At 38.0% G+C, this 25,468-nt stretch carries 22 protein-coding genes and 1 riboswitch; of the genes, 5 read left to right on the forward strand and 17 right to left on the reverse strand.

Annotated features, from left to right (window positions below; all coding sequences use genetic code 11):
- Positions 1 to 157: 157 nt before the first annotated feature.
- Entirely contained in the window at positions 158 to 1,258 is a 1,101-nt protein-coding gene (locus E7276_RS11585) for an ABC transporter substrate-binding protein (protein ID WP_294217723.1), read from the reverse strand.
- 348 nt (positions 1,259 to 1,606) lie between these two features.
- On the opposite strand from E7276_RS11585, the gene E7276_RS11590 reads away from it, so the two are divergent.
- Complete coding sequence (locus tag E7276_RS11590; protein ID WP_294217726.1) at positions 1,607 to 2,545, forward strand: GntR family transcriptional regulator; 939 nt, start codon at positions 1,607 to 1,609, stop codon at positions 2,543 to 2,545.
- Here E7276_RS11590 and E7276_RS11595 read toward each other — a convergent pair whose 3' ends face one another.
- The 6 genes from E7276_RS11595 to E7276_RS11620 all read right to left on the reverse strand — a co-directional run bounded on the left by E7276_RS11595 (position 2,546) and on the right by E7276_RS11620 (position 11,467).
- Positions 2,546 to 3,565: an ABC transporter substrate-binding protein gene (locus E7276_RS11595; RefSeq protein ID WP_294217729.1), complete on the reverse strand. Its 1,020-nt coding sequence runs from the start codon at positions 3,563 to 3,565 to the stop codon at positions 2,546 to 2,548.
- On the reverse strand, positions 3,558 to 5,006 hold the full coding sequence (locus E7276_RS11600) for a sensor histidine kinase (protein WP_294217731.1): 1,449 nt from the start codon (positions 5,004 to 5,006) through the stop codon (positions 3,558 to 3,560). The genes E7276_RS11595 and E7276_RS11600 overlap by 8 nt, the downstream gene beginning before the upstream one ends.
- Positions 5,003 to 6,607, reverse strand: coding sequence for a response regulator transcription factor (locus tag E7276_RS11605; RefSeq protein WP_294217735.1), 1,605 nt, complete (start codon positions 6,605 to 6,607; stop codon positions 5,003 to 5,005). Before E7276_RS11605 ends, E7276_RS11600 begins: the two co-directional genes overlap by 4 nt.
- A gap of 27 nt (positions 6,608 to 6,634) precedes the next feature.
- Positions 6,635 to 7,228 (reverse strand): cytidylate kinase-like family protein, encoded by a 594-nt coding sequence (locus E7276_RS11610; protein WP_294217738.1) that lies wholly within the window; start codon positions 7,226 to 7,228, stop codon positions 6,635 to 6,637.
- A 54-nt stretch (positions 7,229 to 7,282) separates the two neighbouring features.
- Positions 7,283 to 8,635 (reverse strand): SLC13 family permease, encoded by a 1,353-nt coding sequence (locus E7276_RS11615; RefSeq protein ID WP_294217741.1) that lies wholly within the window; start codon positions 8,633 to 8,635, stop codon positions 7,283 to 7,285.
- 105 nt (positions 8,636 to 8,740) lie between these two features.
- On the reverse strand, positions 8,741 to 11,467 hold the full coding sequence (locus E7276_RS11620) for a glycoside hydrolase family 3 protein (RefSeq protein ID WP_294217743.1): 2,727 nt from the start codon (positions 11,465 to 11,467) through the stop codon (positions 8,741 to 8,743).
- A 129-nt stretch (positions 11,468 to 11,596) separates the two neighbouring features.
- On the opposite strand from E7276_RS11620, the gene metF reads away from it, so the two are divergent.
- Positions 11,597 to 12,448 carry a methylenetetrahydrofolate reductase [NAD(P)H] gene (metF, locus tag E7276_RS11625; RefSeq protein ID WP_294217746.1) on the forward strand — a complete coding sequence of 284 codons (852 nt, stop codon included), beginning with the start codon at positions 11,597 to 11,599 and terminating at the stop codon, positions 12,446 to 12,448.
- A gap of 85 nt (positions 12,449 to 12,533) precedes the next feature.
- Here the strand turns inward: metF and E7276_RS11630 are convergent, their stop codons facing one another.
- Positions 12,534 to 13,703 (reverse strand): hypothetical protein, encoded by a 1,170-nt coding sequence (locus E7276_RS11630; protein WP_294217749.1) that lies wholly within the window; start codon positions 13,701 to 13,703, stop codon positions 12,534 to 12,536.
- Between the two features lie 196 nt (positions 13,704 to 13,899).
- Here E7276_RS11630 and E7276_RS11635 point away from each other — a divergent pair, with 196 nt between their 5' ends.
- A complete protein-coding gene (locus E7276_RS11635) occupies positions 13,900 to 14,781 on the forward strand; it encodes a serine O-acetyltransferase (RefSeq protein WP_294217750.1) in 882 nt (293 codons plus the stop codon).
- Between the two features lie 70 nt (positions 14,782 to 14,851).
- Here E7276_RS11635 and E7276_RS11640 read toward each other — a convergent pair whose 3' ends face one another.
- From E7276_RS11640 to dapA, 7 genes are all read right to left on the reverse strand, one after another.
- Positions 14,852 to 15,226: a hypothetical protein gene (locus E7276_RS11640; protein WP_294217752.1), complete on the reverse strand. Its 375-nt coding sequence runs from the start codon at positions 15,224 to 15,226 to the stop codon at positions 14,852 to 14,854.
- 107 nt (positions 15,227 to 15,333) lie between these two features.
- Complete coding sequence (gene upp / locus E7276_RS11645; protein WP_294217754.1) at positions 15,334 to 15,972, reverse strand: uracil phosphoribosyltransferase; 639 nt, start codon at positions 15,970 to 15,972, stop codon at positions 15,334 to 15,336.
- 41 nt (positions 15,973 to 16,013) lie between these two features.
- The gene (locus E7276_RS11650; protein ID WP_294217756.1) at positions 16,014 to 17,432 is read right to left on the reverse strand and encodes a uracil-xanthine permease family protein; all 1,419 of its coding nucleotides are present in this window, start codon (positions 17,430 to 17,432) and stop codon (positions 16,014 to 16,016) included.
- A 113-nt stretch (positions 17,433 to 17,545) separates the two neighbouring features.
- Complete coding sequence (locus tag E7276_RS11655) at positions 17,546 to 18,313, reverse strand: TraX family protein (RefSeq protein ID WP_294217758.1); 768 nt, start codon at positions 18,311 to 18,313, stop codon at positions 17,546 to 17,548.
- 2 nt (positions 18,314 to 18,315) lie between these two features.
- Positions 18,316 to 18,792: a KdsC family phosphatase gene (locus E7276_RS11660; protein ID WP_294217763.1), complete on the reverse strand. Its 477-nt coding sequence runs from the start codon at positions 18,790 to 18,792 to the stop codon at positions 18,316 to 18,318.
- A gap of 59 nt (positions 18,793 to 18,851) precedes the next feature.
- Positions 18,852 to 20,384: a Na+/H+ antiporter NhaC family protein gene (locus E7276_RS11665; RefSeq protein WP_294217766.1), complete on the reverse strand. Its 1,533-nt coding sequence runs from the start codon at positions 20,382 to 20,384 to the stop codon at positions 18,852 to 18,854.
- On the reverse strand, positions 20,371 to 21,255 hold the full coding sequence (dapA, locus tag E7276_RS11670; protein WP_294217768.1) for a 4-hydroxy-tetrahydrodipicolinate synthase: 885 nt from the start codon (positions 21,253 to 21,255) through the stop codon (positions 20,371 to 20,373). The genes E7276_RS11665 and dapA overlap by 14 nt, the downstream gene beginning before the upstream one ends.
- Positions 21,256 to 21,413: 158 nt before the next feature.
- A riboswitch (Lysine riboswitch) is annotated at positions 21,414 to 21,595 on the reverse strand.
- A gap of 107 nt (positions 21,596 to 21,702) precedes the next feature.
- Between dapA and E7276_RS11675 the strand changes: the two genes are divergently transcribed.
- Together E7276_RS11675 and E7276_RS11680 are read left to right on the forward strand one after the other, a co-directional pair.
- Positions 21,703 to 22,482, forward strand: coding sequence for an N-acetylmuramoyl-L-alanine amidase (locus E7276_RS11675; protein WP_294217770.1), 780 nt, complete (start codon positions 21,703 to 21,705; stop codon positions 22,480 to 22,482).
- Positions 22,483 to 22,509: 27 nt separating this feature from the next.
- Positions 22,510 to 23,472, forward strand: a complete 963-nt coding sequence (locus tag E7276_RS11680) for an ion transporter (RefSeq protein WP_330598998.1) — start codon at positions 22,510 to 22,512, stop codon at positions 23,470 to 23,472.
- Here E7276_RS11680 and E7276_RS11685 read toward each other — a convergent pair.
- Positions 23,458 to 24,948 carry a GGDEF domain-containing protein gene (locus tag E7276_RS11685; RefSeq protein ID WP_294217773.1) on the reverse strand — a complete coding sequence of 497 codons (1,491 nt, stop codon included), beginning with the start codon at positions 24,946 to 24,948 and terminating at the stop codon, positions 23,458 to 23,460. The two genes, E7276_RS11680 and E7276_RS11685, sit on opposite strands and share 15 nt — an antisense overlap.
- A gap of 143 nt (positions 24,949 to 25,091) precedes the next feature.
- Complete coding sequence (locus E7276_RS11690) at positions 25,092 to 25,382, reverse strand: HigA family addiction module antitoxin (RefSeq protein WP_294217776.1); 291 nt, start codon at positions 25,380 to 25,382, stop codon at positions 25,092 to 25,094.
- Between the last annotated feature and the right edge of the window lie 86 nt (positions 25,383 to 25,468).

Genomic DNA, 25,468 nt, shown 5'->3' on the forward strand with positions numbered 1-25,468 from the left:
CCGCTTTTCTAATAATTACGCTAGTTACGGTCTCAAGCCTTAGATATTGCTCCGCTCAACTAACATGTTTCGCTGCGCAACACTAAGAGCTTGATACCTACTAGCTGATTTAATAAAAGGGGAAGGAAATTCCCTTCCCCTGCTTAGACATTACGATTTAGTAAGATGCCTGTGAAGCTGCATCTGTAACAACTACAAGTTCTTCTGTAACTTCCTCACCAGCGTTGTTTGTGTAAGTAATGCTTGGAAGAATATCTTCAGCAACATACCATGGCTCTGTCATGAATGTCTGCTTCTCAACTGTCTCACCAGCTTCGAGCTTCTGAACGATATCTGCACAATACTCACCCTGAAGTGGGTAGCACATGAAGTCTGCATTGATGTCACCTGACTGTACGAACTCAAGACCAGACTTGCAAGCATCGAATGAGATAAGGATTACATCCTTGTCAACACCATATGAAACACCAGCTGCTGTCATAGCATCCATAGCACCAAATGCTTCGTTATCGTTCTGGCAAACAACTACGTTAAACTGTCCTTCATAAGACTTGCAGTATGACTCCATAACCTGCTGTCCACCATCCTGAGTGAAGTTACCATCCTGAGAATCAAGGATTGTCCATCCCTCAGCATCTGCAATCTTCTTAAATCCATCTGTACGTCCAATCTGTGCAGAAGAACCATTTGAGCCTTCGATTACAAGGATGTTAAGATCTGAGATGCCCTTAGCCTCAGCATAATCCTTTAACCATGTACCAGCTGCAAGACCTTCGTTCATGAACTCTGAACCAACCCATGAAACATACTTGTCTGAATCATCAATTGTTCTATCGATAACGATTACTGGAATACCAGCATCCTCGCACTCTGTAAGAACTGTGTCCCAACCTGTTGATACGATAGGATCGATTACGATGTAATCAACATCATCCTGAATAAACTGTCTAACTGCTTCGATCTGAGCTGCTGAATCATTATCGCAGTCAACAAACTGTAAATCATATCCCTTGTCAGCTGAGAAAGCATCCTGAACTGACTTTGTAGAAGCTGTACGCCAATCAGACTCGTGACCAACCTGTGCAAAACCAACTGTGATTACATCACCGTCAGCTGCTGCTTCTTCTGTTCCTGCGTCTGCTCCAGCATCTGATCCAGCATTTCCGCTGTCAGCTGTGTCGCTGCTAGCGCCACCGCATCCTACCATTGATACAGCCATAAGAGCTGTGAGCATTCCTGCTACTATTCTTTTTTTCATAAGGTTTTCTCCTTCCTTCTCCTTAGCCAGGCCCCTTATTCCTGGCGGTCTTGTTTTTTCTGTAATTAATCTAACACGTATATTTTTCTCCAACAATATTACTCAATCAATTAAGTCTGTTTCTAATTTTCCAATAGTACCAATTTTGTTTTTTCACAAATTATACATACCAATTTTAAATATTTTCCCACTTTTTCGTTTTTTGGTTAAATTCTTTTATATATGAATGTGAAATATTTATGATTGGTACGTTTTAATATTTGATAATATTTATACCAATTTTAACGGATATATGTTAGTATTTTATTAAATAATGTGTAATTTTTTTAGATTAGGGGTAAATAATTTATGACACCTAAGTATATTTTGCTTAAAGAAAAAATAAACCAAGATATTCTAAAAGATGTTTATCCTATAGGCACAAAGCTGCCAACAGAGGTGGAGCTATCTGAAATATACAATGTAAGTCGTTCCACTGTACGACAAGCTCTTGGTATTTTAGTTAATCAGGGTATTATTGAGAAAAAATGGGGAAGTGGCAATACCGTAATCACCAAAAGTGACAGTTCTAAATCAAAAACTGTTATGCTCATTTTGAAGGAAGAGGCTATATGCAGTTCAGAGGAATACTACTCAGATTTGGTTTCTCAATTGCTTAAAAATGGCTTCCAAACAGAAATCCATATAACAGATAATCGCTACCATCTTGAGCGTTCATATCTCAATCTATTGCTTGGAGAAATATATGCAGGTCTAATTATTGATATGTGTAATTCAAATCTTCCATCAACAAATGTGGATTTAATACAATTGCTTCTAAAGCGTCAAACTCCTATTGTTTTTATAGAGTCCGCTCCAGCTGGAATCTATAATCCAACAGTCATTTCATTAGACGACTACAACCGTGGGTACCAAATGGCTAGAAGACTTATAAATAGCGGTTATAAAAAGCTTGGGGGTATTTTTACTGTAAATGACAAAGCTTCATCAAATGCTTTTTCCGGATTTGTTGATGCCATTCGTGATGCAGATTTAAACATTTTTGACGAATGCTTTCTATGGAGCCATGCGGAAAATAATGCTTCCATCAATAGATTTATGAAAAACGCCCTTTCAATTGTTTCGGCAGTTTATCTAGATGATAATTCCATTTCTTTAGATGGAACATTTCCTGTTTTCACATCAGCTCTCACACCTGCCAAATCCATTGGAAAGGAATGTGCCAGCGCTTTAATCACAATAAAAAAGAATGGCGACTGTAAATCAGTCACCATCCCATATAAATAATCAATATTTTCTGCTGGCTATGAAATCTTCTGTCAGAGAATCTCCGGTGAAGGATGTTTCGTCAATGTATGTTATTTTCGAAACATTTTCACCTTTATTAAGGGCCTCAATTATGTCGTATAAATAAGGGCCTTGAATAGGATTACATTCTGCCACCATGTTAATTTGACCGTTCATGCATAATTCTAGAGCACTCTTTGTGGCATCAAATGAAATTACTGCAATTGATGTTCCCACACCACATTTTATTCCAGCTTCATTTAAGGCTGCAATCGCCCCCATTGCTTCCTCATCATTTTCACAGTAAAGCACATTGATTTCAGAACTATCCACCTCTGTCAATGTTTGCTTCATAATTTCTTTGGATCTCGCCTTTGTAAATTCACCGCATTCCTCTGCGATAATATGCCAATTATCATGCTCCAAAAGAGCTCTTTCCAAAGCCTTTGAGCGACCAATCTGTGCGGAAGAATCAATAGTTCCTTGAATATGAACTATATTTACTTCTGGCTCCACCCCATCATCACCAGGCTGATATAGATTTTCTATGTATTCAATGGCTCGTTCCCCTTCTGATAAAAAATTGGAACCAACGTAGGCTGTATATAATGACTGATTATTTACAACAACATTTCTATCACAGATTATCACCGGAATGCCCGCTTCTTTTGCCTCTAACAAAACAGTATCCCAACCAGTTTCTACAATGGGGCTCAGTATAATATAGTCCACGCCCTGTTGGATAAAGGTTCGAATATCTTTTATTTGATTATCCTGTTTGGAACGACCATCCTTATATATCAGTTTATATCCATTTTCTTCTGTAAAAGACTCTTTCACAGAATCAGTTAACGCCACTCGCCATGCAGACTCTGCTCCTGGCTGGGAAAAGCCTATAACAATCAAATCGTCCGTTTTTTTGCTTTGGCTATCATCTGTTTTATCTTTGCCACATGCAAATGCCATCCAAACCATACATAAAGAAAGCATTATACACAAGGCTTTTTTGTATTTAAACATCCACCAACACCTCTTCATCCTGCTTTTGCTTTGGAATAACCACTGTAATAGTTGTGCCAACGCCATCTGCGCTAGTAATGGTGAGTCCATATTCTTCCCCAAAGAATAATTGCACTCTCTCATGAACAGTTCTTAGACCAAAGCCTATTCTCTCACCTGTTTCTATTGCCTGGCGCATCTCAGATAATCGTTCAGCTGTCATTCCTGCACCATTATCTGTAACGGAAAGCTCTATTTTATCGCCAATATCAGTGGCTTGGACACGAATATGTCCCTTCTCACGTTGTAGCTTTATTCCGTGATAAATACTATTTTCAACTAGGGGCTGAAGCGTTAGCTTTGGCACCGCAAATTGATATAAGCTTTTTGGAATATTTACCTCGTAATCCATTCGGTCCTGATATCTGGTTTTTTGAATAGCAAGATAACTAAGGACGTGTTTTTCCTCTTCCTCTAAGGTGATTATATCTTTGCCTCTGCTTAGGCAAAATCTAAAGAAATCAGAAAGCGAGCTAACCATGCTAATACTTTCTTGCTTTTTATCTGCCTCGATTAGCCAAATGATAGTATCCAATGTATTGTACAAAAAGTGTGGGTTAATCTGAGCCTGCAAAAGCTCAAGCTCAGCGTGACGTTTTCTTCGCTCAACCTTTTTATTTTCTTGAATCAAATAATTGAGCTTTCCAACCATCTCCTCAAAAACATTTGATAGTTTTTGAATTTCAATCTCTGCTGCATCCACCGGCTCCTTCGGTTCAAAATCTCCGTTACTAATTTCCTCAACACGACCTGTAAGCTTAGTAAGGGGTGCTGTTATGGCCTCGGTAAGCCTAGAAACATAAATGACTACAAATATACCAACCACAATAATCAAGGCTAGTATCATAAATATAACCAGCTTTACCTGCTGCTCAATTTCATCTTGAATCTTGCTAAGATAAACCGACTCATGGTAAAGATAATCATACATATATGTTTGAACCAAATCTGTAAGAATATAAATATTATTCTCCAGCTGCTCCATGCCCTCATCATAGCTTTCTGCGTCATCAATTTCGTTCATTCTAAGCTCTAGAGTTTGGCATAGATCTCTAACGGACTCAATGCTGTCTATACTATCCTTTTCTGTAGTCTGTTCAAGCAATGTCTCAGCAAGCTTTCTAGCGCTCTCTACCTCTTCTATAGGCTTTCCCTCGGCATAAGCACTATCACTAACGTAATAGAACATCTTAAGGTCTATATCATCCTTGAAATTTTGGTTAAAGGCAGATGCCGCTGTAACATTCTGTAGAATAGTTCTGTATTGAAAAGAATTCCAACATAAGATACCTATGAGTATCGCAATTACGATAATCATAGGTACCAATATAACCGTAATAAGTCTACGGAGTAGCTTCTTCATTGTTGTTTTTGATTTTAATGACAATGTGCTATCTATCATGCTCCCTGCCCCTTTGTGCGATATTCCTTCGGACTGAGACCATAGGTCTTTTTGAATATGTAGCTAAAATAGTGGGAGTCCTTATATCCAACCTGTTCAGCAATAACTTGCGTTTTTTCACTCGAAGTAAGCAAAAGCTTTTTGGCCTGCTCCATTCTCTTTGATGTAATGTATTCGACAAAGGTAGTCTTGTTTTCTCTAGAGAACATTGCTGACAAATAGCTTGGTGAAATATTAACCTCTTGAGCCACTTCATTTAAGCTTAAACCTGGGTCAGTATAATGAGCATCCACGTATCTCATTGCCTCTGTAAGCTGGGAACGGGATTGCTTTCCAAACTCACTTTTCCTCTTTGCGATAGCAGCCTCAAACATTTTTCCTACAAACTCAAGCACTGTTTGATCAGTGACACTCTCAATAGAGGTTCTTACACTTGAGTCGAGAATCTGGTCTGGATCTGCCCCAAGCTTCTTCAGATAATCGCAAACGCACATATACATTGTCATTGCAAAATATTTACAGAAAATGCTAGACTTCAGTGCATTTTTCTTTTGGCGATTTACAATGTTATCCAAGAAGCCTTCGATTTCTGATTCTTCAGCATTTTCCAAAAACAAAAGCACTAATCTCTGGTCAACTGTAGCATTACTATTTTCATCATATTTTTGGATATCATTTATATCATCATCTGTAAAAATATGACCGTTTGGCTTGATATAGCGACAGCTCAATCTCTTGTTTGCCACCTGACAAGCCTTAGCGAATTCGGATATACGATTTATTACTCCACTTTGAGCCAAGTACCAGTGAATATCCTCATCATACATCATGCATCTTCGCTGAATGTTATTTATCAAATTAGTAGTGTTAGCGTCTATTGAATCCTCGTCGCCCTTTACGATAATTGCGTAGGTATCCATGCTCCAATGGAACACTAAATACTCTGGGCAACATTTTAAATACTGCATAAGCTGGTCAGAGAGCTTTGCTCTTTGCTTTGAATAGGCAAGAGCTGTGGCTGCACCTGTCATAGGTGTAAAATCCAACAACACTAAATTGTAATTTGTGGTATCAAATGATAATCCAAGTTCCTCGGATTTTTCATAGACCTGAGAGACAGACAAAGTTCCCCCTACCAATTGATTAAAAAATCGTACACGTGAGAACTGTTCATATTCCTGACTTTCAGCTTTGAATTGCTCTAAGTAATTATCTCTTTCATTTTCCTTATCCAGTTTACTTTTGGCTTCTGACATCACCTCACCAAGCTTATCCTTTGTGATAGGCTTTAAAAGATAATTATCAACACCAATGCTTATAGCCTCCTGGGCATAAGAAAAATCATCGAAGCCGCTGATGATGATTATACGTGTGTTAGGAAGCTCTTTTTTAATCATTTTAGAAAGAGATATTCCATCCATGAATGGCATCCTAATATCAGTAATCAAAACATCTGGCTTAGTTTGCCTGATAAGTGGCAACGCAACCTCTCCATCAGCAGCATCACCTACATAAGAAAAGCCGTATTGCTCCCATGGGAAGCTAGCCTTAAGACCGTCGCGGATAACAATTTCATCCTCAACTAAAAAAACACTATACATTATTCTCCAAAATCCCCAATACCTTTATTACTTGTTTTTTAGATACTCAGAAAGCATCTCATATAGAGCGTTAGCTGTTTTTTCAACCCCCATAAGCGAGCTGTTTACGCAGAAGTCATAGCCGCGACTATCGCCCCATTTCATTTTTGAGTAGTAGTTGTGATAAGCCTTTCGCTTTTTGTCATGGCGAAGCATTTTCGCCTTTGCCTCAAGCTTGTTAAGCTTATATAAACGACAAATTCTTTCTACCTTTGCAGCTTCATCTCCTCTGACAAATATAGAAATCAATGCAGGATTCCCTCTCAAAACATTTTCTGCACAACGACCAACCACAACAAAGCTCTCACCACTCTCAGCTTTTTTCCTGATAAAATCAAACTGTAGCTTGGCAATGGTATCTTGCATTGATGAAGAATGTCCTCTGACTGTTCGCACAAGACCCTTGTGCTTCATCTCCTCATGTTTGTGTAAATCCTCTGCATCTATACCATTTTTCTCAGCCATCTGATCAAGCATATTGCGATCATACATTGGCACATCGAATTTGTCCGCTAAGATAGTGGCAATCTCATGTCCACCACTTCCGTACTCTCTACCTACTGAAATAATAAACTGCCCCATACGCTCCCCCTTTCAGTATCTACCTATATTTATTCTAATCGAAATATTCCACAATTACAAATATCTAAAGTAAATGTTTAACATTGATACCACTAGAACAATCATTGTTCCTGGAACCATTTCTTTACAATAGGTTGACCAACTAATTGGATATCCTTCTTTACCTGCTGTAGAAATACCAACAACATTTGCGCTGGCGCCAATAGGTGTCATGCTTCCACCAATATCAGTTCCTATTGCCAGGGTCCATGCCATTGTATGTAAATCCACTCCTGGTGTCTGAGCGGCAAGAGAGCTGATAACAGGAATCATTGTTGCAGAAAATGGAATGTTATCAATAAATGCTGATGCTATTGCACTTACCCATAGAATGATTGCAATCATAATATAAGGGTTACCGCCAGAAACCTTAGCTATAAAGCCAGCTATTTCTTCTAGAACTCCTGTCTGCTCCAAGCCGCCTACTACTACAAACAGTCCAATAAAAAATAGCAATGTATAATAATCTACTCTTTTTAAAAGCATTAATGCTTTACGTCTAGATGCAATCAAGGTAATTATGGCGATAAACACACCGATAAATGAAACTGTTAGTCCAGTCATTGCATGGGTAATTAACATAATCACCGCCAAAACAAATATTACCGTGCTTCTTATAAATTCAACCTTATTGTCAATTTTTACCTCTACATTAATTTTTGAAATGTCTACTTTGTCAGAAGGGTCTTGCAATCTATTTCGCATTGTAAAATAAAAATACAAAATAATAATTAATAGTGAAACTGCACCTATTACACCTGTATTCATGACAAAGTCTGCAAATGAATATCCAAGTGAAGTTCCAATAATGATATTAGGTGGATCTCCGCACATTGTTGCGCTGCCTCCAAGGTTGGCACAGAACACTTCTGCCATAATAACTGGAACTGGATTGAATTTTAGAGTTCTTGCAAGTCTTATAGTAACTGCTGCAAGAAATAGAATTACTGTAATTGAATCAATAAACATGGCAAGAAATGCCGACAAAATCATAAAAGACACAAAGATTCGAATCGGCTCATATTTTGCCATTTTTGCAATTTTTAGGCAAAGCCAATCAAAGAAACCGGCTTCAGCCATGCCCTCAACCATTATCATCATTCCCCATAGGAAAATAATGGTAGCCCAATTAATTCCAGATGTTTGCTCGGCAGCTTCGCCGGCAGTATACCAGAATTCTTTTTTTATAATTCCACTAATAGCTATAGTATTCCAAAAAGCCTTTGCACTTCGCATTCCTACCCCAAATACAAGAATGCTAGTAAGTGCACCGCAGCTAAGGGTCACAATATGTTTAGGAAATCTATCCCAAACTATAAACCCAAACATTGCGACAAATATTACTACAGCAAATACTTCCCCTAACATAAAAACCCCCTCCATATACAATTACGTTTTATACATTGTATACGAGGGAGTCAAATTATAAAATAAACATTTTCACTAGTTTGTTTGTGTAATATACATTTTCCGCTAAATGTTGGCTTTGTCCATCAACTTTTTCATGGAAGCAGAATTCTTAATTTCGGATAGAATGTTAATTACTGCATTTTGCAGCTCGCCAAGGGCAAAATATGCGCCTCGATTAATTCCTTTATAAGTGATTGTTTTGCTTCCATCAGCACCGTTTTCAACCAAACATAAGCCCTGTTTTTGTTTTTCAAGAACTATTGGATTAAGCTGAACATCAGGCTGAACGTGGGTTACAACTGTGTCCTGCCCTTCCTTATCTAGAAGAAATGAGCCCCATTTTTCATAGTTAATCATTGGTTTACCATAGAAAAATGCTTTTTCAACCACCTGAACATAGCCATCAGCTGTAAAGGTAGGCTCGACTTCCATCATTGCCTCTAATATTTTGTCCGGATCATAGCCTGGCATGATTAAATCACAGCCTGCTCGCAAATCATTTGCTTTCTCAGAAATTGACCCCCAGTCAGATAATACAAAGCCTTTGAAGCCCCAGTCATTTCTAACAATATCTGTATTTAAGCCTCGCATAGCTGTAGCGTACACGCCATTTATCCTATTGCAGGTATTGATAAAGCCAGCTGGTGAAGCGGTAAACACACAGGCTGAGAACGGTCTCAGATATAATTCCCCAAAAGCTTTAGAGGATATATTTATATTAATGTCTTCTTTTTCTGTTTCCTGATTGAAGGTTGGAAGGTTTTTAACAATAACATTTCTTCCCTCATATCGTTTTACCCCCATTATGAATCCAGAGCCAAGTATTCCAGATAATGTTGGATCCTCAGAATAGAATTCGTAAATACGATTCTGCATAGGATTTCTAATAATGTTTATGGCAGGAGCTAAGCAATAATCAATGCCGTAGTATTCCATTTCTCGTCCATAGGCTCTGCCCAACCTAACCATTGCGCTCATGTCCCAGGTCTGAGCCATATTTATAGGGGATGGAAAGCATGTGCAATACTCTCCTTTAATATGCAAGCCTGATGGGCCATCGGCGATTGTAACACCTGGTATACCAAGTGAGGTTGCAAACTGGGATGTTGTTCTTGCTGCAACCTGGACATTATTTTTATCCAAGCTAAAATCAAAATCAAATCTGCTTGGGCTTTTTATTTTAGTTTCCTCAACTTCGCCTGCTACGATTCTTGCCAGTACTTCTGGTGAAAGTGATGATACAAACTCCTGAATAGTAACATTACCTTTAATAACATCAAATAGCGTGGTTGTTCCACAAGGCCTGATGTACTCAATATTTTCCTTTGCCCTATCAGGAATATCATATGGATTACTATTAACATAGGACACGTAGCTACTGCCCTCTGGAACATAAGTTGTAAAGGTTTTGGTAGGCTTTACAATCTTGTTCTCAGAATTGTAATCATCGCCAAATAATTGGGCAGCAAAAATATACCCTGTTTCTTCCATTTCTCTATCAGGCGGTGTAAGAAATTCTAGCTTTTTAGTCGGTTTAATACTATCAGTGACTCTTTTTATCACTGTGGTTTTATCTAAAACAAGCTTTGCACATACTTCTGTTTTTCTTGAATTAACGCCTATTCTGAATAAATAATCTCCCTTTTCCATAACCCACGCTGGTATATCCTCATCAAACTGAGTCAATGGCATAATAGGGACCTTAAGAGTAAGCTCTTCAGATTCACCTGGTTTTAGTTTTCCTGTTTTGGCAAAGCTAACAAGCATCTGATATGGCTTTTCTATTTGGCCTGCAGGCTGAGAGCAATATAGCTGAACCACCTGTCTGCCAGATGCATTTCCTGTGTTTGTTACCTTTACTCTGAGCATGATGCCCATCCAGCTCGCCTCGAAATAGGTGGCCTCCATGGCAAAGTCAGTGTAGCTAAGACCATAACCAAAAGGATATAGAGGTGCCACATCAAAGGCATCAAAATAACGGTATCCAACATAAATGCCTTCTTTATAATCTATCTCATCTATCTCGCCCTTTTTGCGAGACACATTTATGCAGGTTGAATAATCCTTGTATTTTTTAGCCCAGCTAACAGATAGCCTGCCGCTAGGATTTGCAATTCCTGTAAGAACATCAGCAAGGGAATTACCTGCTTCCATACCAGGCAAGCCCATATATATTATGGCCTTAATGCTCTTCATTCTAGCAATGGAAGCAATCTCAACCATTCCACCATTAATTACAAGTACAACTTTCTTAAAGGAGCTAGATATTAATTTGATATTCTCCAGCTCTGTTTCTGTGAGACGATAGTCAGTCTCGTCTAAAGAGCGCTCAGCTGGCCTATGTCTTAGAATGTATACGCAGGTATCAGTTCCTAAAATAGCTTCTGCCATGTCAGCAACAGAAATTGGCACCTCTTCCACATTCTGACGCTGACCACTATAGAAACGTTCTTCCTCTACTCTTTTATTTACCTTCTCACCCTGTCGCATGGCCTTCTCCATTTTTGCCAGCCATGTGTCAGTAGAAAACGTAAATCCGTTATCCAAAAGACCTTCTTTAATGCTTATATTTTTATCCGTATATACGAAGTTATAGAAGAGCCCACAGTAAACTGTATCTATGGCCCCTGCACCAAAAAGAGCAATCTTTCCCCTATTAAGCGGCAGCATATCGTTGTTTTTTAACAACACCATACCATCAGCACCAAGCTGCCGCACCAAGGCTCTATGCTCTGGAAATTTTGTTTTTCCCTCTCTAAAGAAAACCTCTTTTAAACTCTGTAGCTTCATAGTTGTACTCCCTTGTATCTTTTTTGTTTCAAAAAGCCAGTTTCCCTTTAATTTAACTAGTAGATATGATACTATCTTTTTATTTCAAATATGTGTAATTAGTGTGAATACAACTCAGGAAGGATATTTATGTTAAACGAAATGCTACAAAAGGATTCTTCATTATCGTTTGAAGTTTTCCCCCCTAAAAAAGATGACGAATTTGACAACTGCTTCAAGGTACTTGACTCGCTTTCTGAGCTAAGCCCTGACTTCATCAGTGTAACCTATGGTGCTGGTGGTAGCCGTTCAAAGAAGACAGTCGAAATCGCTTCTTATATTCAAAACACTCTCAAAATTGATGCAATGGCTCATATGACCTGCGTTGGTTCAAATGAAAATGATATTTTAACTGTTGCTAATGATTTAAAAAAGGAAGGAGTTTCCCACGTCCTCGCTCTTCGTGGAGATAAACCTAGGGATATGTCTGAGGAGCAATTTGCCCAGAGAATCTTTCCTCATGCAACAGATTTAATTCGTTTCCTTAATAGTAACACATCTTTAGATGTTTCTGCATCATGCTATCCAGAAAAACATCCAGAAGCTATCTCAATAGACTCTGATATAGCCTTCATGAAAATGAAACAGGATATGGGCGCCAAGATGTTTATTTCCCAGCTTTTCTTTGACAATGCTGACTATTATAGATTCGTGGAACGAGCTGATAGAGCTGGTATTGTAGTTCCTATCGTTGCCGGAATTATGCCTATTACCTCAGCAAAACAGATTGGTTCAACTGTTACACTTGCAGGTTCTTCCGTTCCTAAAAAGCTTGCAGACATTTGTGCCCGTTACGGAGAATCACCTGAGGATATGCGCCAAGCAGGTATCGCATATGCGGTTGATCAGATTAAAGACCTTCGTAAATGCGGTATGGGACATATACATATTTATTGTATGAACAAGCCTAAGATGACAGCAGAAATCTGTAGAGCTTTATAAATTTATATTACTAAAACGGCACAGAGATTAATTCTCTGTGCCATTCTTATATAAAGAACAATTAATGAAAAAATGAATGAGTAAATTATTCTTCTGTATCGCTGAATGTATATGTCTCGTTGTGTACAAATCCTGTCTCATCATTTGTTACAACAACTGTAACTGAAACGGAACCATCGCCATTATCATTTACAACAGTTCCATACTCATACTCAGATTCTGCTGTACCTGTTGGATCGCAACCAAGATTGAAGTTCTCTGTTACTTCGCCATCTGTTACAGTAACTGTGCTCTCATTTGTACCTGCAGGGTCACTGCCATTAATCACTCCACTATTTGAATAAGAGTTGTCAATATCAAAGCCTTCAGTTATAACAAAATTTCCTTCTGAAGGAAGTCCTTCAATAGATAAGTCTTCATCGTCTGCCATCTCTTCATTAGCCTGAGCAACGCTTTCTACACCAACAGCAATCACTCCAACAGGCTTAACAATAGTTCCTGTAGGCTCCTGATCCTTTCCAACAACCTCATAACCAGATGTAGTTTTATAAATTGAAATCTGACCTAACTCTCCAACCTCAAGTGAACCAATTTTCTCATAACCAGCTGCTGTATTATCAATATAGCTTGGAGCAATAACATATGACTCACCAGATGATGAATTGTTAACAACTACTGATCCACCTGATGAGCTAGCTGTGCTGATTGCCTGCTGAACCTTTGCATAATCTGTAGTTCCAAGAAGGTTTGCTGCGTAATAAACCTGAGCTGTTAAAAGCTCACTTTCATCAAAGAATGGTGTTACGCTAATACCTGCTTCGATACAAGCCTCAACTGTTGTAATTGTACGTCCATCTGCTGCAGCGTGATTAATGTAGTGAACATAGTAAGAAAGGATGTCATCACCAAAAGCTGCTCTTAAATCTGGATAAGCGCTTGCGTATGCTGCTGGATCAAAATCTGCCCAGCCTTTTCTTCCTTCCCAAATACCACACTTGATGAAGTGCTCAAAAAGTACCTCTGAATCTGCTCCAAGAACGTCCACAACATCCTGATTGTTCTCTGCATAAAACTGCGCATCAAACAATTTATGTAGCATTTCTTTTTGACTAGCTGTAACAGTACCATAAGTTACCTGTGAAGGTGCTACTGCCTGTGTAAGGCCAGCTGCCTGTGCTGTAATTGTTGTTGCTGTGCTTGCAGCTCCGGCTAAAGCCATAACCATAGCAAGAGCTAAGAAACTTTTTCTTTTCATGATTTGTTCTCCCTTTTATATGATTGATTATTTTATCCTGGAATGCATTTGCCTAAGTATTTGCACCCCTCTTTCTGAGTAGTATAATACTACTATCAAAAATATTGTCAATACTTTTTTCAAAAAATTTTTTATAATGCTTTCGAATGTGCTACAATATACAAAAATACTGAAAGAAATTGGATTGAGGGAAACTATGGACGGTAAGAAAATTGAACAGGAAATCCTGGAAATTACTGAAGAACTTATAAAGGATTATAAGTCAGATAGAGCTATTGATAAGATGGATACCTATCATCAGCCAAACAAAGATAGCATTATTGATATCACAAAGAAGCTTTTGAGAATTGTATATCCTGGATATTATCGCGATCATGTTTACAAAGTATACAATGTAGAGACAAATCTTAATACACTAATGGAAGATGTCGTCTATAATCTTAACAAGCAGATTTCACTTATCTTGTGCTATCGTCCTGATTTTGATGGATGCTGCGAAGAAATATGCACTACAAAGGCCGAGGAGCTTTCACTTGCCTTCTTAAAGAAAATACCAAAGGTACGTGCGCTACTTGATACTGATCTTGCTGCTGCATTTGACGGTGACCCTGCTGCAACTAGCATTGATGAAATCGTATTTGCATATCCTGGAATTTTAGCTATAACTATTTATCGTTTAGCACATGAGCTTTATCTCTTAGGAGTTCCAATCATTCCTCGTATCATGACTGAGTATGCTCATTCAAATACTGGAATAGATATTCATCCAGGTGCTACAATTGGCGAATATTTCTTTATTGACCACGGCACTGGTATCGTAGTTGGTGAAACAACTGTAATTGGAAACAATGTTAAGATTTATCAGGGCGTTACATTAGGAGCCCTTTCTACTAGAGGTGGACAGAGCCTTAGAGGTGTGCGTCGTCACCCTACTATTGAAGATAACGTTACCATCTACTCTAACGCTTCTGTTCTTGGTGGGGAAACTGTAATAGGACATGATTCAATTATAGGCGGCTCAACATTTATCACAGAATCAGTTCCACCAGAATCAAGAATTTATTATGATGTTAAATAATAGATTTTAAATTAATATTACCATAAAAAAATGGCTTCCCATTTTGGGAAGCCATTAAGTTTTTTACATATTAGTTGTCTGATTCGTATTCTTCAAGCTCGTCTTTTGTAAGCTTCTCAAATACAAGTGATGTACCATCTTCTTCCATGGTAATAGTTCCTTTTGAGTAATCATACTCCTGAGACTCTCCGTCGATTGTGATCTCATCATCATCCCACTCAACGTCCATTGTCTCACCATACATGTTGATAGAACCAGTACCATCTTCTTCTAATTCAAGATAGATAGTCATACCCATAGCATTTAATAACTCTGTGTAATCCTCTCCATCCTCTGTCATAGATGTTACTTTGTACACACCTGCCATAGAGCTCTTTCCACAGCCTGTGAAAAGCATAGCTGCCATCATAACAGATGCTAACATTGTACATAAAAACTTCTTCATTGCCATCCTCCTATATTTCATCAATCATTCTTTTTTGGTGAAAAAAGTCTTACGAATGGCATTATACTATATTTTTATAATATTGTATGCATTTTTCTGAAAAAAATTTATTTTGTGCCAAATATTCTATCGCCTGCATCACCAAGACCCGGGCATATATATGCATCTGCATTAAGCTCACGATCAATGTGTCCAACATAAATCTGAACATCAGGATGAGCCTCATGAAGGGCACGAACACCTTCTGGAGCTGCGATAATAGCCATGAATTTGATTCTCTTTCCACCGTGCTGCTTGATAAGGTCGATAGCATCAATTGCAGAACCGCCTGTTGCAAGCATTGGATCTGTTACAACAATAAGCCTCTCCTCGATTGGGCTAGGGAGTTTGCAGTAATACTCATGTGGAATATGTGTTTCCTCATCACGGTACATACCAATATGACCAATTTTTGCTGTAGGAACAAGTCTCTGAATACCGTTAACCATTCCAAGGCCTGCACGAAGAATTGGTACAATAGCCATCTTACGACCAGCAATAACTGGAGCCATGCATGTCTCAATTGGAGTCTCGCACTCGATATCTACTGTCTGTAAATCGTTAAGTGCCTCGAAAGCCTCAAGCATAGCAATCTCTTCTACAAGAGCTCTAAACTCTGCTGTTCCTGTGTTCTTATCTCTAAGCATTGTAATTTTGTGCTGAAGTAGTGGATGTGTAAGTTCTACTACATTATCAAGTTTTTCCATTTAATTTCCTCCTAAATACTACCAATCAATTTGTCAGTAGATTATTCTGCTTCTTCCTGAAGCTCTGAATCGTTTTCTACAACAATCTCTTCATTGACATTGCCATAGAAACCTTCTTTATCAAAACGATATCTCTCTGGCTCACCATAGTTATAATCGCGTCCAGGGATAATCGCATTGAGAGCGACACCAGCGATTGCAGCAATTGCAAGGCTAGTAAGTGTAATGTCTGTCTGACCTACTGTGAAAGTAAGTCCATCTGTGAAGCCAAGTCCGCAAACAAGAATAACTGCTGCAATAATAAGATTTCTAGAATGTGTGAAATCCACATGGTTTTCTACTACATTTCTAATTCCTATTGCACTAATCATACCATAAAGCATAAAGCTTATACCACCTACGATTGCACTAGGCATTGTACCAATAATATCTGCCATTTTAGGAATGAATGAAAGTACAATTGCATAATAAGCTGCAATTCTAATTACCTTTGGATCATGAACCTTTGAAAGCTCAAGTACTCCTGTGTTCTCACCGTAAGTTGTATTTGCAGGGCCACCAAACATAGCTGAAAGTGCTGTAGCAAATCCATCTCCGATAAGTGTGCGGTGAAGACCTGGATCTGAAACCAAATCCTCTCCTACTGTAGCTGAAATAGCTGACATGTCACCAATGTGCTCCATCATTGTGGCAATTGCGATTGGTGCCATTACTAAAATTGCCTGAATGTTAAATTTGCAAATAAAGAAATCTGGTAATCCAACCCATGCAGCCTGCTTAACAGAAGCAAAATCAAGGATTGCTGAGCCGTCTGCGTTTGTCATACCCATTGCATTGAAAATGAGTGCGCAGCCATAAGAAATTAAAACACCCATAAGAATTGGAAGGATTTTAAACATTCCCCTTCCCCAGATGTTGAAGAAAATTACTACTGCAAGAGCTATAAATGCTAATAACCAGTTTGAAGAAGCATTTGTAATAGCTGAAGGTGCAAGTGAAAGTCCAATACAAATGATGATTGGTCCTGTAACAACTGGTGGTAAGAACTTCATAACTTTGTTAATACCAACAATTTTGATAATAATTGCAAGAATCAAATATAAAGAACCTGCAACAACGATACCTCCACATGCGTATGGAAGCTTCTCGCCCATTGTCATGTTCTTGAACATGCCTGTATTTAAATTAGCTACTGTGTGAAATCCTCCAAGAAATGCAAATGAGGAACCAAGAAAAGCTGGAACTTTAAATTTTGAACATAAATGAAAGAATAGGGTGCCGAGACCAGCGAAAAATAGTGTTACCTGAATTGAAAGACCTTGACCGTCGAAATAATTGTTAACTAGAATTGGAACTAAAATAGTCGCCCCAAACATTGCAAATAAATGTTGGAGACCAAGTATCAACGTTTTTGTTGTGCCTAGCTTGGACACGTCTTTAATCGGTTCGTGATTATTCATTATTTCCTCCCTTTATTAAAAGATATTTAAACTTTCAATATTCTATCACAATCCCTATAGGTCGGCAAGTTAAAAATTGCTCTCTATAAAAATTGTGATATAAATACTTGTTTCTAAAATAATAAATATTTTGCAATAGCTATAACAGCTAAATGAACCGGATAAAATGAATTGAAAAAATGGCGTAGTAAAAGAGAATCACTGCCACGTTTACCATTATAAAAATATATTGGTATCAGTGCTACAAAAGCAGTTGCTTCCCTAGTAGAACATCCTAGGATTAAAATCACAACTCCTGCTGCAAAAGCCACAAGTCTGTATATTTTTTCTTCGCCATGCAAATAGTACATAACAACAATAGTTGCAATTCCTACTGCTTTGTAATCTGTATGGGTAAGCCAAGTCAAGCCACAGCCCAGGGCAAATGGGATGACTGGAGCAATATTTCTTAGTCTGTAATCACTGATAAAGGACACTCTCCCCCATCTAATTTCATCAATTGCCCAAATAACAAGCAAACCAACGAACAACGTAAAAATAACATTATTGTAATCCCAAAAAGATGAGTGATAGTTAAGTGCCTTGTCAAATGGATATTCAGAAATAATAGCTAGCGCCAATAGCCTAAAGGCATACTTCCTTTTGTCCCTGGTTTTGAAATAGCCCTCTACCAAAAGGAAACAATATATTGGAAAAGCTATACGTCCTACCAATCGCATAAATCGATAAAGCTCTATGCCAAAAATAGTGATATACCAACCATTTTGAACAGCCATGTTGTAATAAATCCCATAGGCAAAATGATCCACAAGCATAGTGACAATGGCTATTAGCTTTAACCCGTTACCAGTAATCCGAATTTTCGAATCATTCTTATTCACTACTATTTAATAAGCCACTCAATAAATTCCCTAACGCAGCCCCTTCCTCCGTCTTTCTTTGAAACAAAATCAGCCTGCTTGATTACTTCGTCCACTGCATCAGCTGGACATCCAACAAATCCGCCAGCTGCTTGAATTGCATTCATTACACCTAAATCATTTAAATCATCACCCATGTATGCACATTCCTTAAGTGATGAACCATTCTTTTCAAGAATAGCCTCAAGTGTTGTTAATTTATCTGCAACTCCCTGATGTACCTCAGTAATACCAAGCTCCTTGCAACGATTCTCAACAATTTTGCTAGTACGTCCTGTGATAATTAATATTTCCATCCCAGCGGCAGGAATCATATGAGCCATGGCATAGCCATCCTTAATATTAAAGGCCTTGCAAAGCTCACCATTGTCGCTCATGTAAACACAGCCATCTGTTAATGTTCCATCTACATCTAAAACTAAATATTTAATATCTTGCATAAAAAATCTCCTTAGAAAAATCCAAGGAGATTGTACCACATTGTCAGTATAATTGAAAATTACTGTGGTTCACGATGTAACTTTTTGATGCATGCTAAAGAGCCTACCATAAGAACAATACCAATAAGCAAGCACACTGCCCAGTTTCTTACAAAACCAGAAATAATATAAGAAACAAGTGAAACACCTGCTACCGTAAATGCGTATGGAAGCTGTGTGGTAACATGGCTGATATGATCACAGTCAGCTCCAGCTGAAGCCATGATAGTTGTATCAGAAATTGGTGAGCAGTGGTCACCACATACAGCACCTGCCATACAAGCAGAAATAGAAATAATCATAAGCTCGTTATTAATATCACCGCCAAATACATTTACAACGATAGGAATGAGAATACCAAATGTTCCCCATGATGTACCAGTGGCAAATGCAAGGAAAATACCAACTAAAAATACAATAGCTGGAAGTAAGCTCATAAGCGCGTGGTTATCCGCAATATTTGATACAAGACCAGCAACATATTCCTTTGCTCCAAGAGAATCTGTCATAGCCTTAAGTGTCCATGCAAAAGTAAGAACTATAATTGCAGGCACCATACTCTTGAAGCCTTCTGGTATAGCATTCATACACTCACTGAAGCTAAGTACTCTAGTAGCAAGGAAAAATACAATAGTAATTACAAGGGCAACTACTGAACCATAAACAAGACCAACAGATGCATCTGAATTTGAGAATGCATCAACAAAGCTCTCTCCTTGGAAGAAACCACCAGTATAAATCATTCCGATTACATTACAAATGATAAGAGCTGCAATTGGAAGCACAAGGTGGATAACCTTTCCACGCTCTGAAATTGGTGGGTGTGGCTGATCCTCTGCACCTGTAAGGCTGGCAGCATCCTTCTTTTTACGCTCCTTTAATTCTGCTCTATGATTGAGCTCTGCAAGATTCATTGAACCGTAATCAAACTTCATATATGTAATAGAAAACATCATTACAAGAGTAAGTAATGCATAGAAGTTGTAAGGTATCGCTCTAATAAAAAGAGAAAGACCATTAGCGCCATCAACAAATCCTGTGACTGCTGCTGCCCATGATGAAATAGGTGCAATGATACAAACTGGAGCGGCAGTGGCATCGATAAGGTATGCCAGCTTTTCCCTAGATATACCATGCTTGTCAGTAACAGGTCTCATAACCGAGCCTACTGTAAGGCAGTTGAAATAATCATCGATGAAAATAAGCATTCCAAGAACGATAGTGGCAACCTGAGCACCTGCCTTTGTCTTAACATGTGTAACTGCCCATTTTCCAAATGCTGCTGAACCACCAGCACGGTTCATAAGCATTACCATACTTCCAAGGATTACAAGGAAAATAAGGATACCCACGTTCCAACTGTCAGAGAGCTGTCCAATCATTCCATTAACAAAGATGTGCTCCATAGCAGCTGTAAGATTAAAGCCGGCGTAAAGTAGTCCGCCTGCGAATATTCCAATAAATAAGGAAGAGTAAACTTCTTTTGTAATAAGTGCAAGAATAATTGCGATTAATGGTGGTAGCAATGACCAAATAGTATTAGTAAATTCCATAAGATTTCATGTTCTCCTCTAAAATTTTTGCATGTGCCTCTTCCATTTCTGTAAGTGGCTTTCTAAGTGGGCCAGCCTCAAAGCCCATAATGTTGAGAGCCTTTTTAACTGGGATTGGATTGACCTCTGAAAACAGTGAATCAATAAGTGGCAATGCATCTAACTGCATTTTTGTTGCCTTCTTAAAATCCCCATCCAAGCACGCCTGACATAAGTCATGTGTCTGCTTAGGTGCTACATTAGAAAGAACTGATATTACTCCAAGTCCTCCAAGAGACATTATTGGTACAATCTGATCATCATTTCCAGAATAAATATCAATGATTCCCTCACCTAAATGTGCCAGCTTGGCAATTTGGCTAATATTTCCTGATGCTTCTTTTATAGCAACAATATTTTTAACGTCCTTTGCAAGTCTAACAGCTGTCTCAGGCATTATATTGCAGCCTGTTCTAGATGGTACATTGTAAAGAATACATGGTAAATTAATAGCATCTGCTGTGTCCTTGAAATGTACATAGAGTCCATTTTGTGTAGCCTTATTGTAATAAGGTGTAACAAGTAAAACTGCATCTGCCCCAGCCTTTTCAGCTTCCTTGGATAAATAAATTGCTGTCTCTGTACTATTTGAGCCAGTACCTGCTATAACAGGGACTCTGTGATTTACAGTCTCAACACAGTGTTTGATAACATCGATGTGCTCCTCATGTGAAAGAGTTGAAGCTTCGCCTGTTGTTCCGCAGATAACAATAGCGTCTGTATTGTTCTTAATTTGAAACTCAATCAAGTTGTCTAATTTCTCATAATTCACAGAACCATCTCCAGCAAATGGAGTTACAATTGCAACAGCTGCACCAGTAAAAATACTCATCTTTTCCTCCTAATCCTAGTCTGTTACGCTCTCAAGCCTTAGTATTGGTTCCGTCGACTAACACGTCTCCTCCACCAACACCAAGAGCTTGATAGCTACAGACTCACATAATAAAAAAAAGCTACCCAAATTTGATGAGCAGCTTTGCAATATGCATTACGTATGATAGCTCCCCATCTGAAATAACTTCGGATGACAGTCATACGACTATTAATCGTATGCCCAAGACAGACACCTACAGGCGATGCCCTCTTTCGGCGAAATTCCCTTTTATCTCATATCATATGGGCCTGTCCCATCTATGAGATTACTAATGTTTCTCGCAACCTCTATCTCTTATTAAGTTGCACTTATACTACATCTACATTTTTCCTATGTCAACTACAAATTGCTAATAATCTTTTATGATGTTAAAATTAATAGGAAATATATATAGGAGTATATGACATGAAATCAAATCTTAAAAAATGCTTAAGCGTTATTCTATGTTTAGTTTTTGCTATTTCCCTTTTTGTTAATACAAGTGTTGTTTCTGAGGCCAAAAAAGATAATCTAATAGTTGTTTTAGATGCAGGCCACGATACAACTCATTTTGGTTGCCACTATGAGAACTTTGAAGAAGGCATTGCCAATCTTTACATTGCTTACTACTGCAAGCAGGAGTTAGAAAAATATTATGGTGTTACTGTCTACATGACACGCACCGGCTTTACTTGCCCATATGGATTAGATGCCGACAGCAAGGCCGACTGTTTATCAGCTAGAGTTAATTATGCAAAATCAGTTAATGCTGATGTTTTAATTAGTCTTCACAATGATTACGATCCAGATGTTGATTACTCTCAGAATGGTTCAAAGGTCATTATTCCAAATCCAAACTACAAACCAGAATGTTATGTAACTGGCCACGATTTAGGACAGTCAATTCTCACTGAGCTTGTTGCTACTGGTCTAAACATCAATAACTGGAAGCTTTGTCCTAATGGAACAGGACTTGTTACTAGAGACTCTGAGTCAAGCACTTATCCTGATGGCACAGCACGTGATTACTATGCTTTGATTAACAAGGCCAAAACAAGCGGGTTCCCTTGCATTATCGTGGAGCATGCTTTTTGCACTAACTACTCTGACAGAGTAAACCATCTTAGCACACCAGAACAATATCAGGAGCTTGGTGTAGCTGATGCTACTGGCATTGCCAACTATTACGGATTAACTCTTAAATAATAAAGTTTCTTTGGGGGAATATTTATTGTGAAAAAGCAGAAGGTTTTTAATATTATTCAAATCGGAAACAAAGACGATGTTGTAAGCCGCTTCTTTGATATCTTTATTGCTGCTGTTATCATCATAAATATTATCGTGATGGTGTTGGAGACCTACTCCAACCTATCACCATTTTTCCCTGTTTTAGATACTATAGTTTTAATTACTATCATCATTTTCTGTATAGAATATGGTCTTAGAATTTGGACTGCAGATCTTTTATATCCTGACCTTCCACGCCGAAAGGCTATTATTAAATTTCTATTTTCTTTTGATGGTATTGTAGATTTATTTACTATATTGCCATTTTTCTTTTTATCTGGATTTGTTGCCTTTAGAATTTTGCGAATCATCCGTATATTCCACTTATTCAGAATAAACAGCCAATATGATTCCTTTGCTATTATTTTTACAGTATTAAAAGAGAAAAAGAATCAGATTCTTTCTTCACTTATCATCATTGGAATTCTTATGCTTGCAAGCTCTATAGGAATCTATTATGCAGAGCATGACGTACAGCCTCATGCCTTTGAAAATGCATTTTCAGGTGTTTGGTGGTCAATGTCTACTCTTTTAACTGTTGGATATGGTGATATATATCCCATTACTACGACAGGAAGAATAATGGCTATAATCACTGCCTTTCTTGGAGTTGGAGTTGTTGCTATCCCTACTGGTATCATCAGTGCTGGATTCGTCGAGCATTATTCTCGTGTAAAATTAATGGAACGTTTTGCTAGAGATGAGCACGTGGATTTATTGACTATTCACGTGACAGAGGGACACTGTTGGGAAAATTTAAATGTTTCTGAAATTTGCACTCCTGACCATTTTTGCCCTGCCATTATTATGCGAGACGGAGAATCACTTATACCTACTTCAGATTTTCGCATAAAAAAAGGCGACACAGTTATACTGGCCGCCGAGGGTTACTTTTTAAATACCTATTAATTTATTGATTCTATCTCTGTATTCTATATACGGAGTGTCTGATGTTAATACAACGTCTGTTTTATACTTTCTGCATATAAGGCTATCCTGCTCATTTGAAACTATTGCAATAGTAGGAATAGTTGCAAAGCATTCTCTAGATTTAATATATTTGAGGGCTGTTAAGCCAATTCCGCTAGCACTATCCACCTCTATAGCAACGCCCTTTATCAGCTTCTTATACTGGCTTATCTGATGTATAGCATCATTATCATTATTCACTTGAACTATTTTATAGCTATTTCCAAAGTCATTACTCATATGCTGAGTCAGCTGACAATCATCACTTCCCACTGCAATAAACAGCGGTCTATCATGCTCAAACTGTTCATAAACCCAGATAGTGCAGCTTCCTTTCCCCTCTATTTTTGATTTATAAAGGGCGTCGTCTGCCATTGAAAAAATACTCTTTCCACTTCTGAAATCTGAACATATTACAGCTCCAATGCTGGCAGAAAATGGCTTGCTATTTCCTAAATCTATTTTTCTTATTTCTTCTTGAACCGTTTGGCAACGTCTCTGAAGAATTTCCAGAGAACTCATTTTAGGCATCAGCACCACAAATTCGTCACCACCATACCTACCTACAATATCATAGGCTCTAAAGCTATCAATCAATAAGGTGCCTATTTTTTCTAATAGCTTATCACCAGTATCATGGCCTAAATTATCATTAACCTGCTTAAAATCATCCATGTCGATAATGCACATGGCGCATGAATCTTCTTCTGGTTTCTGTAAGAAATAGTTATCGATTTTTGAAAGAAGTGCCCCTTTATTAAGAACATGGGTAAGCTTGTCTAGTGAGCTAATTCCCCTAAGTTCTTTCATGATTAGTCCTTGGCTGCTTCGAACATCCAAAATAATTTGTGCCAATAACATAGACACACAAAAGGCCCCAAGCCCCATATATACATCTCTCCTGGCAATTGCCCATTCCTTATTAGCATATGAGAAAGCAAAGAAGATGGCTAATATTATCAATTCCTCTACACCATACTTCCACATCCTGTCGATAAACAAAGCCGGATACACAAGCATGAGCATTGGCAGAAAGAAGGCCTGTATATTAGGATAAGTTATTGTGTCTATTGTAATAAATACCAATGCCAATCCTAAGTAAAAGCCATAGCATGTAAGATAAGCAGCTGTAGTACCAAGAGTGCCCCCTTCTCTTAAGATATTAAGGTTAATCAAATAATACATTACCATCAAAGGAAGCATTATAAGATGAGGAAGCGTAATCCTAAAGCCTGGAACAAAAGCAAGGGCAATACCAATCATTATAAGATACAAAATAGATATATTTTTGCATGCTTTTCTAAGCATAAAGAGATTGCTCTCATCAATGCTCTCTCTACATGATTCAAAATACTCATGTATTTGCTCTTTGGATTTTCTCGTCCGTTTCAGACTATTTAATGCTTTCTCATCCATTATAGTTTAACCCACAAAATCATTCGCACACATATCTAATAATAATTTACCATTATATTGTTGTGTAATAGGTATATTTGTGTGAACTTTCTGTGAGATAATTATGGGATGCGATAGGATCTAAAAGGCTACTCATTTCTTCTTTATTTATACAATCTAATCTTAGATAATTCCTCTTCCAACTCTATTCTCGCGTTTCTAAGGTTTATATCATTTTGCATTTTCAAAAAATAATCGTCACTTACTCCAAAGAACTTTCCTAGTCTCAGTGAGGTATCAACTGTTATCTGTCTACGGTCATGAATTATATCCTGTATTCTTGAAACAGGCACAAATATTTCGCGTGCCAATCTGTATGCAGAAATACCTAATGGGTCCATGAATTCTTCTTTTAGAATCTCACCCATTGTTGGGGTCTGAATAATTACTGCCATTTTCTTTTCCTCCTAGCAACAGAAAATCCTAATGATAATCTGTTATCTCAACATCATAAAAATCTCCATCCTGTTCCTTGAAGCAG

Source organism: Pseudobutyrivibrio sp. (genome assembly GCF_015057185.1).
Classification (GTDB): domain Bacteria; phylum Bacillota; class Clostridia; order Lachnospirales; family Lachnospiraceae; genus Pseudobutyrivibrio.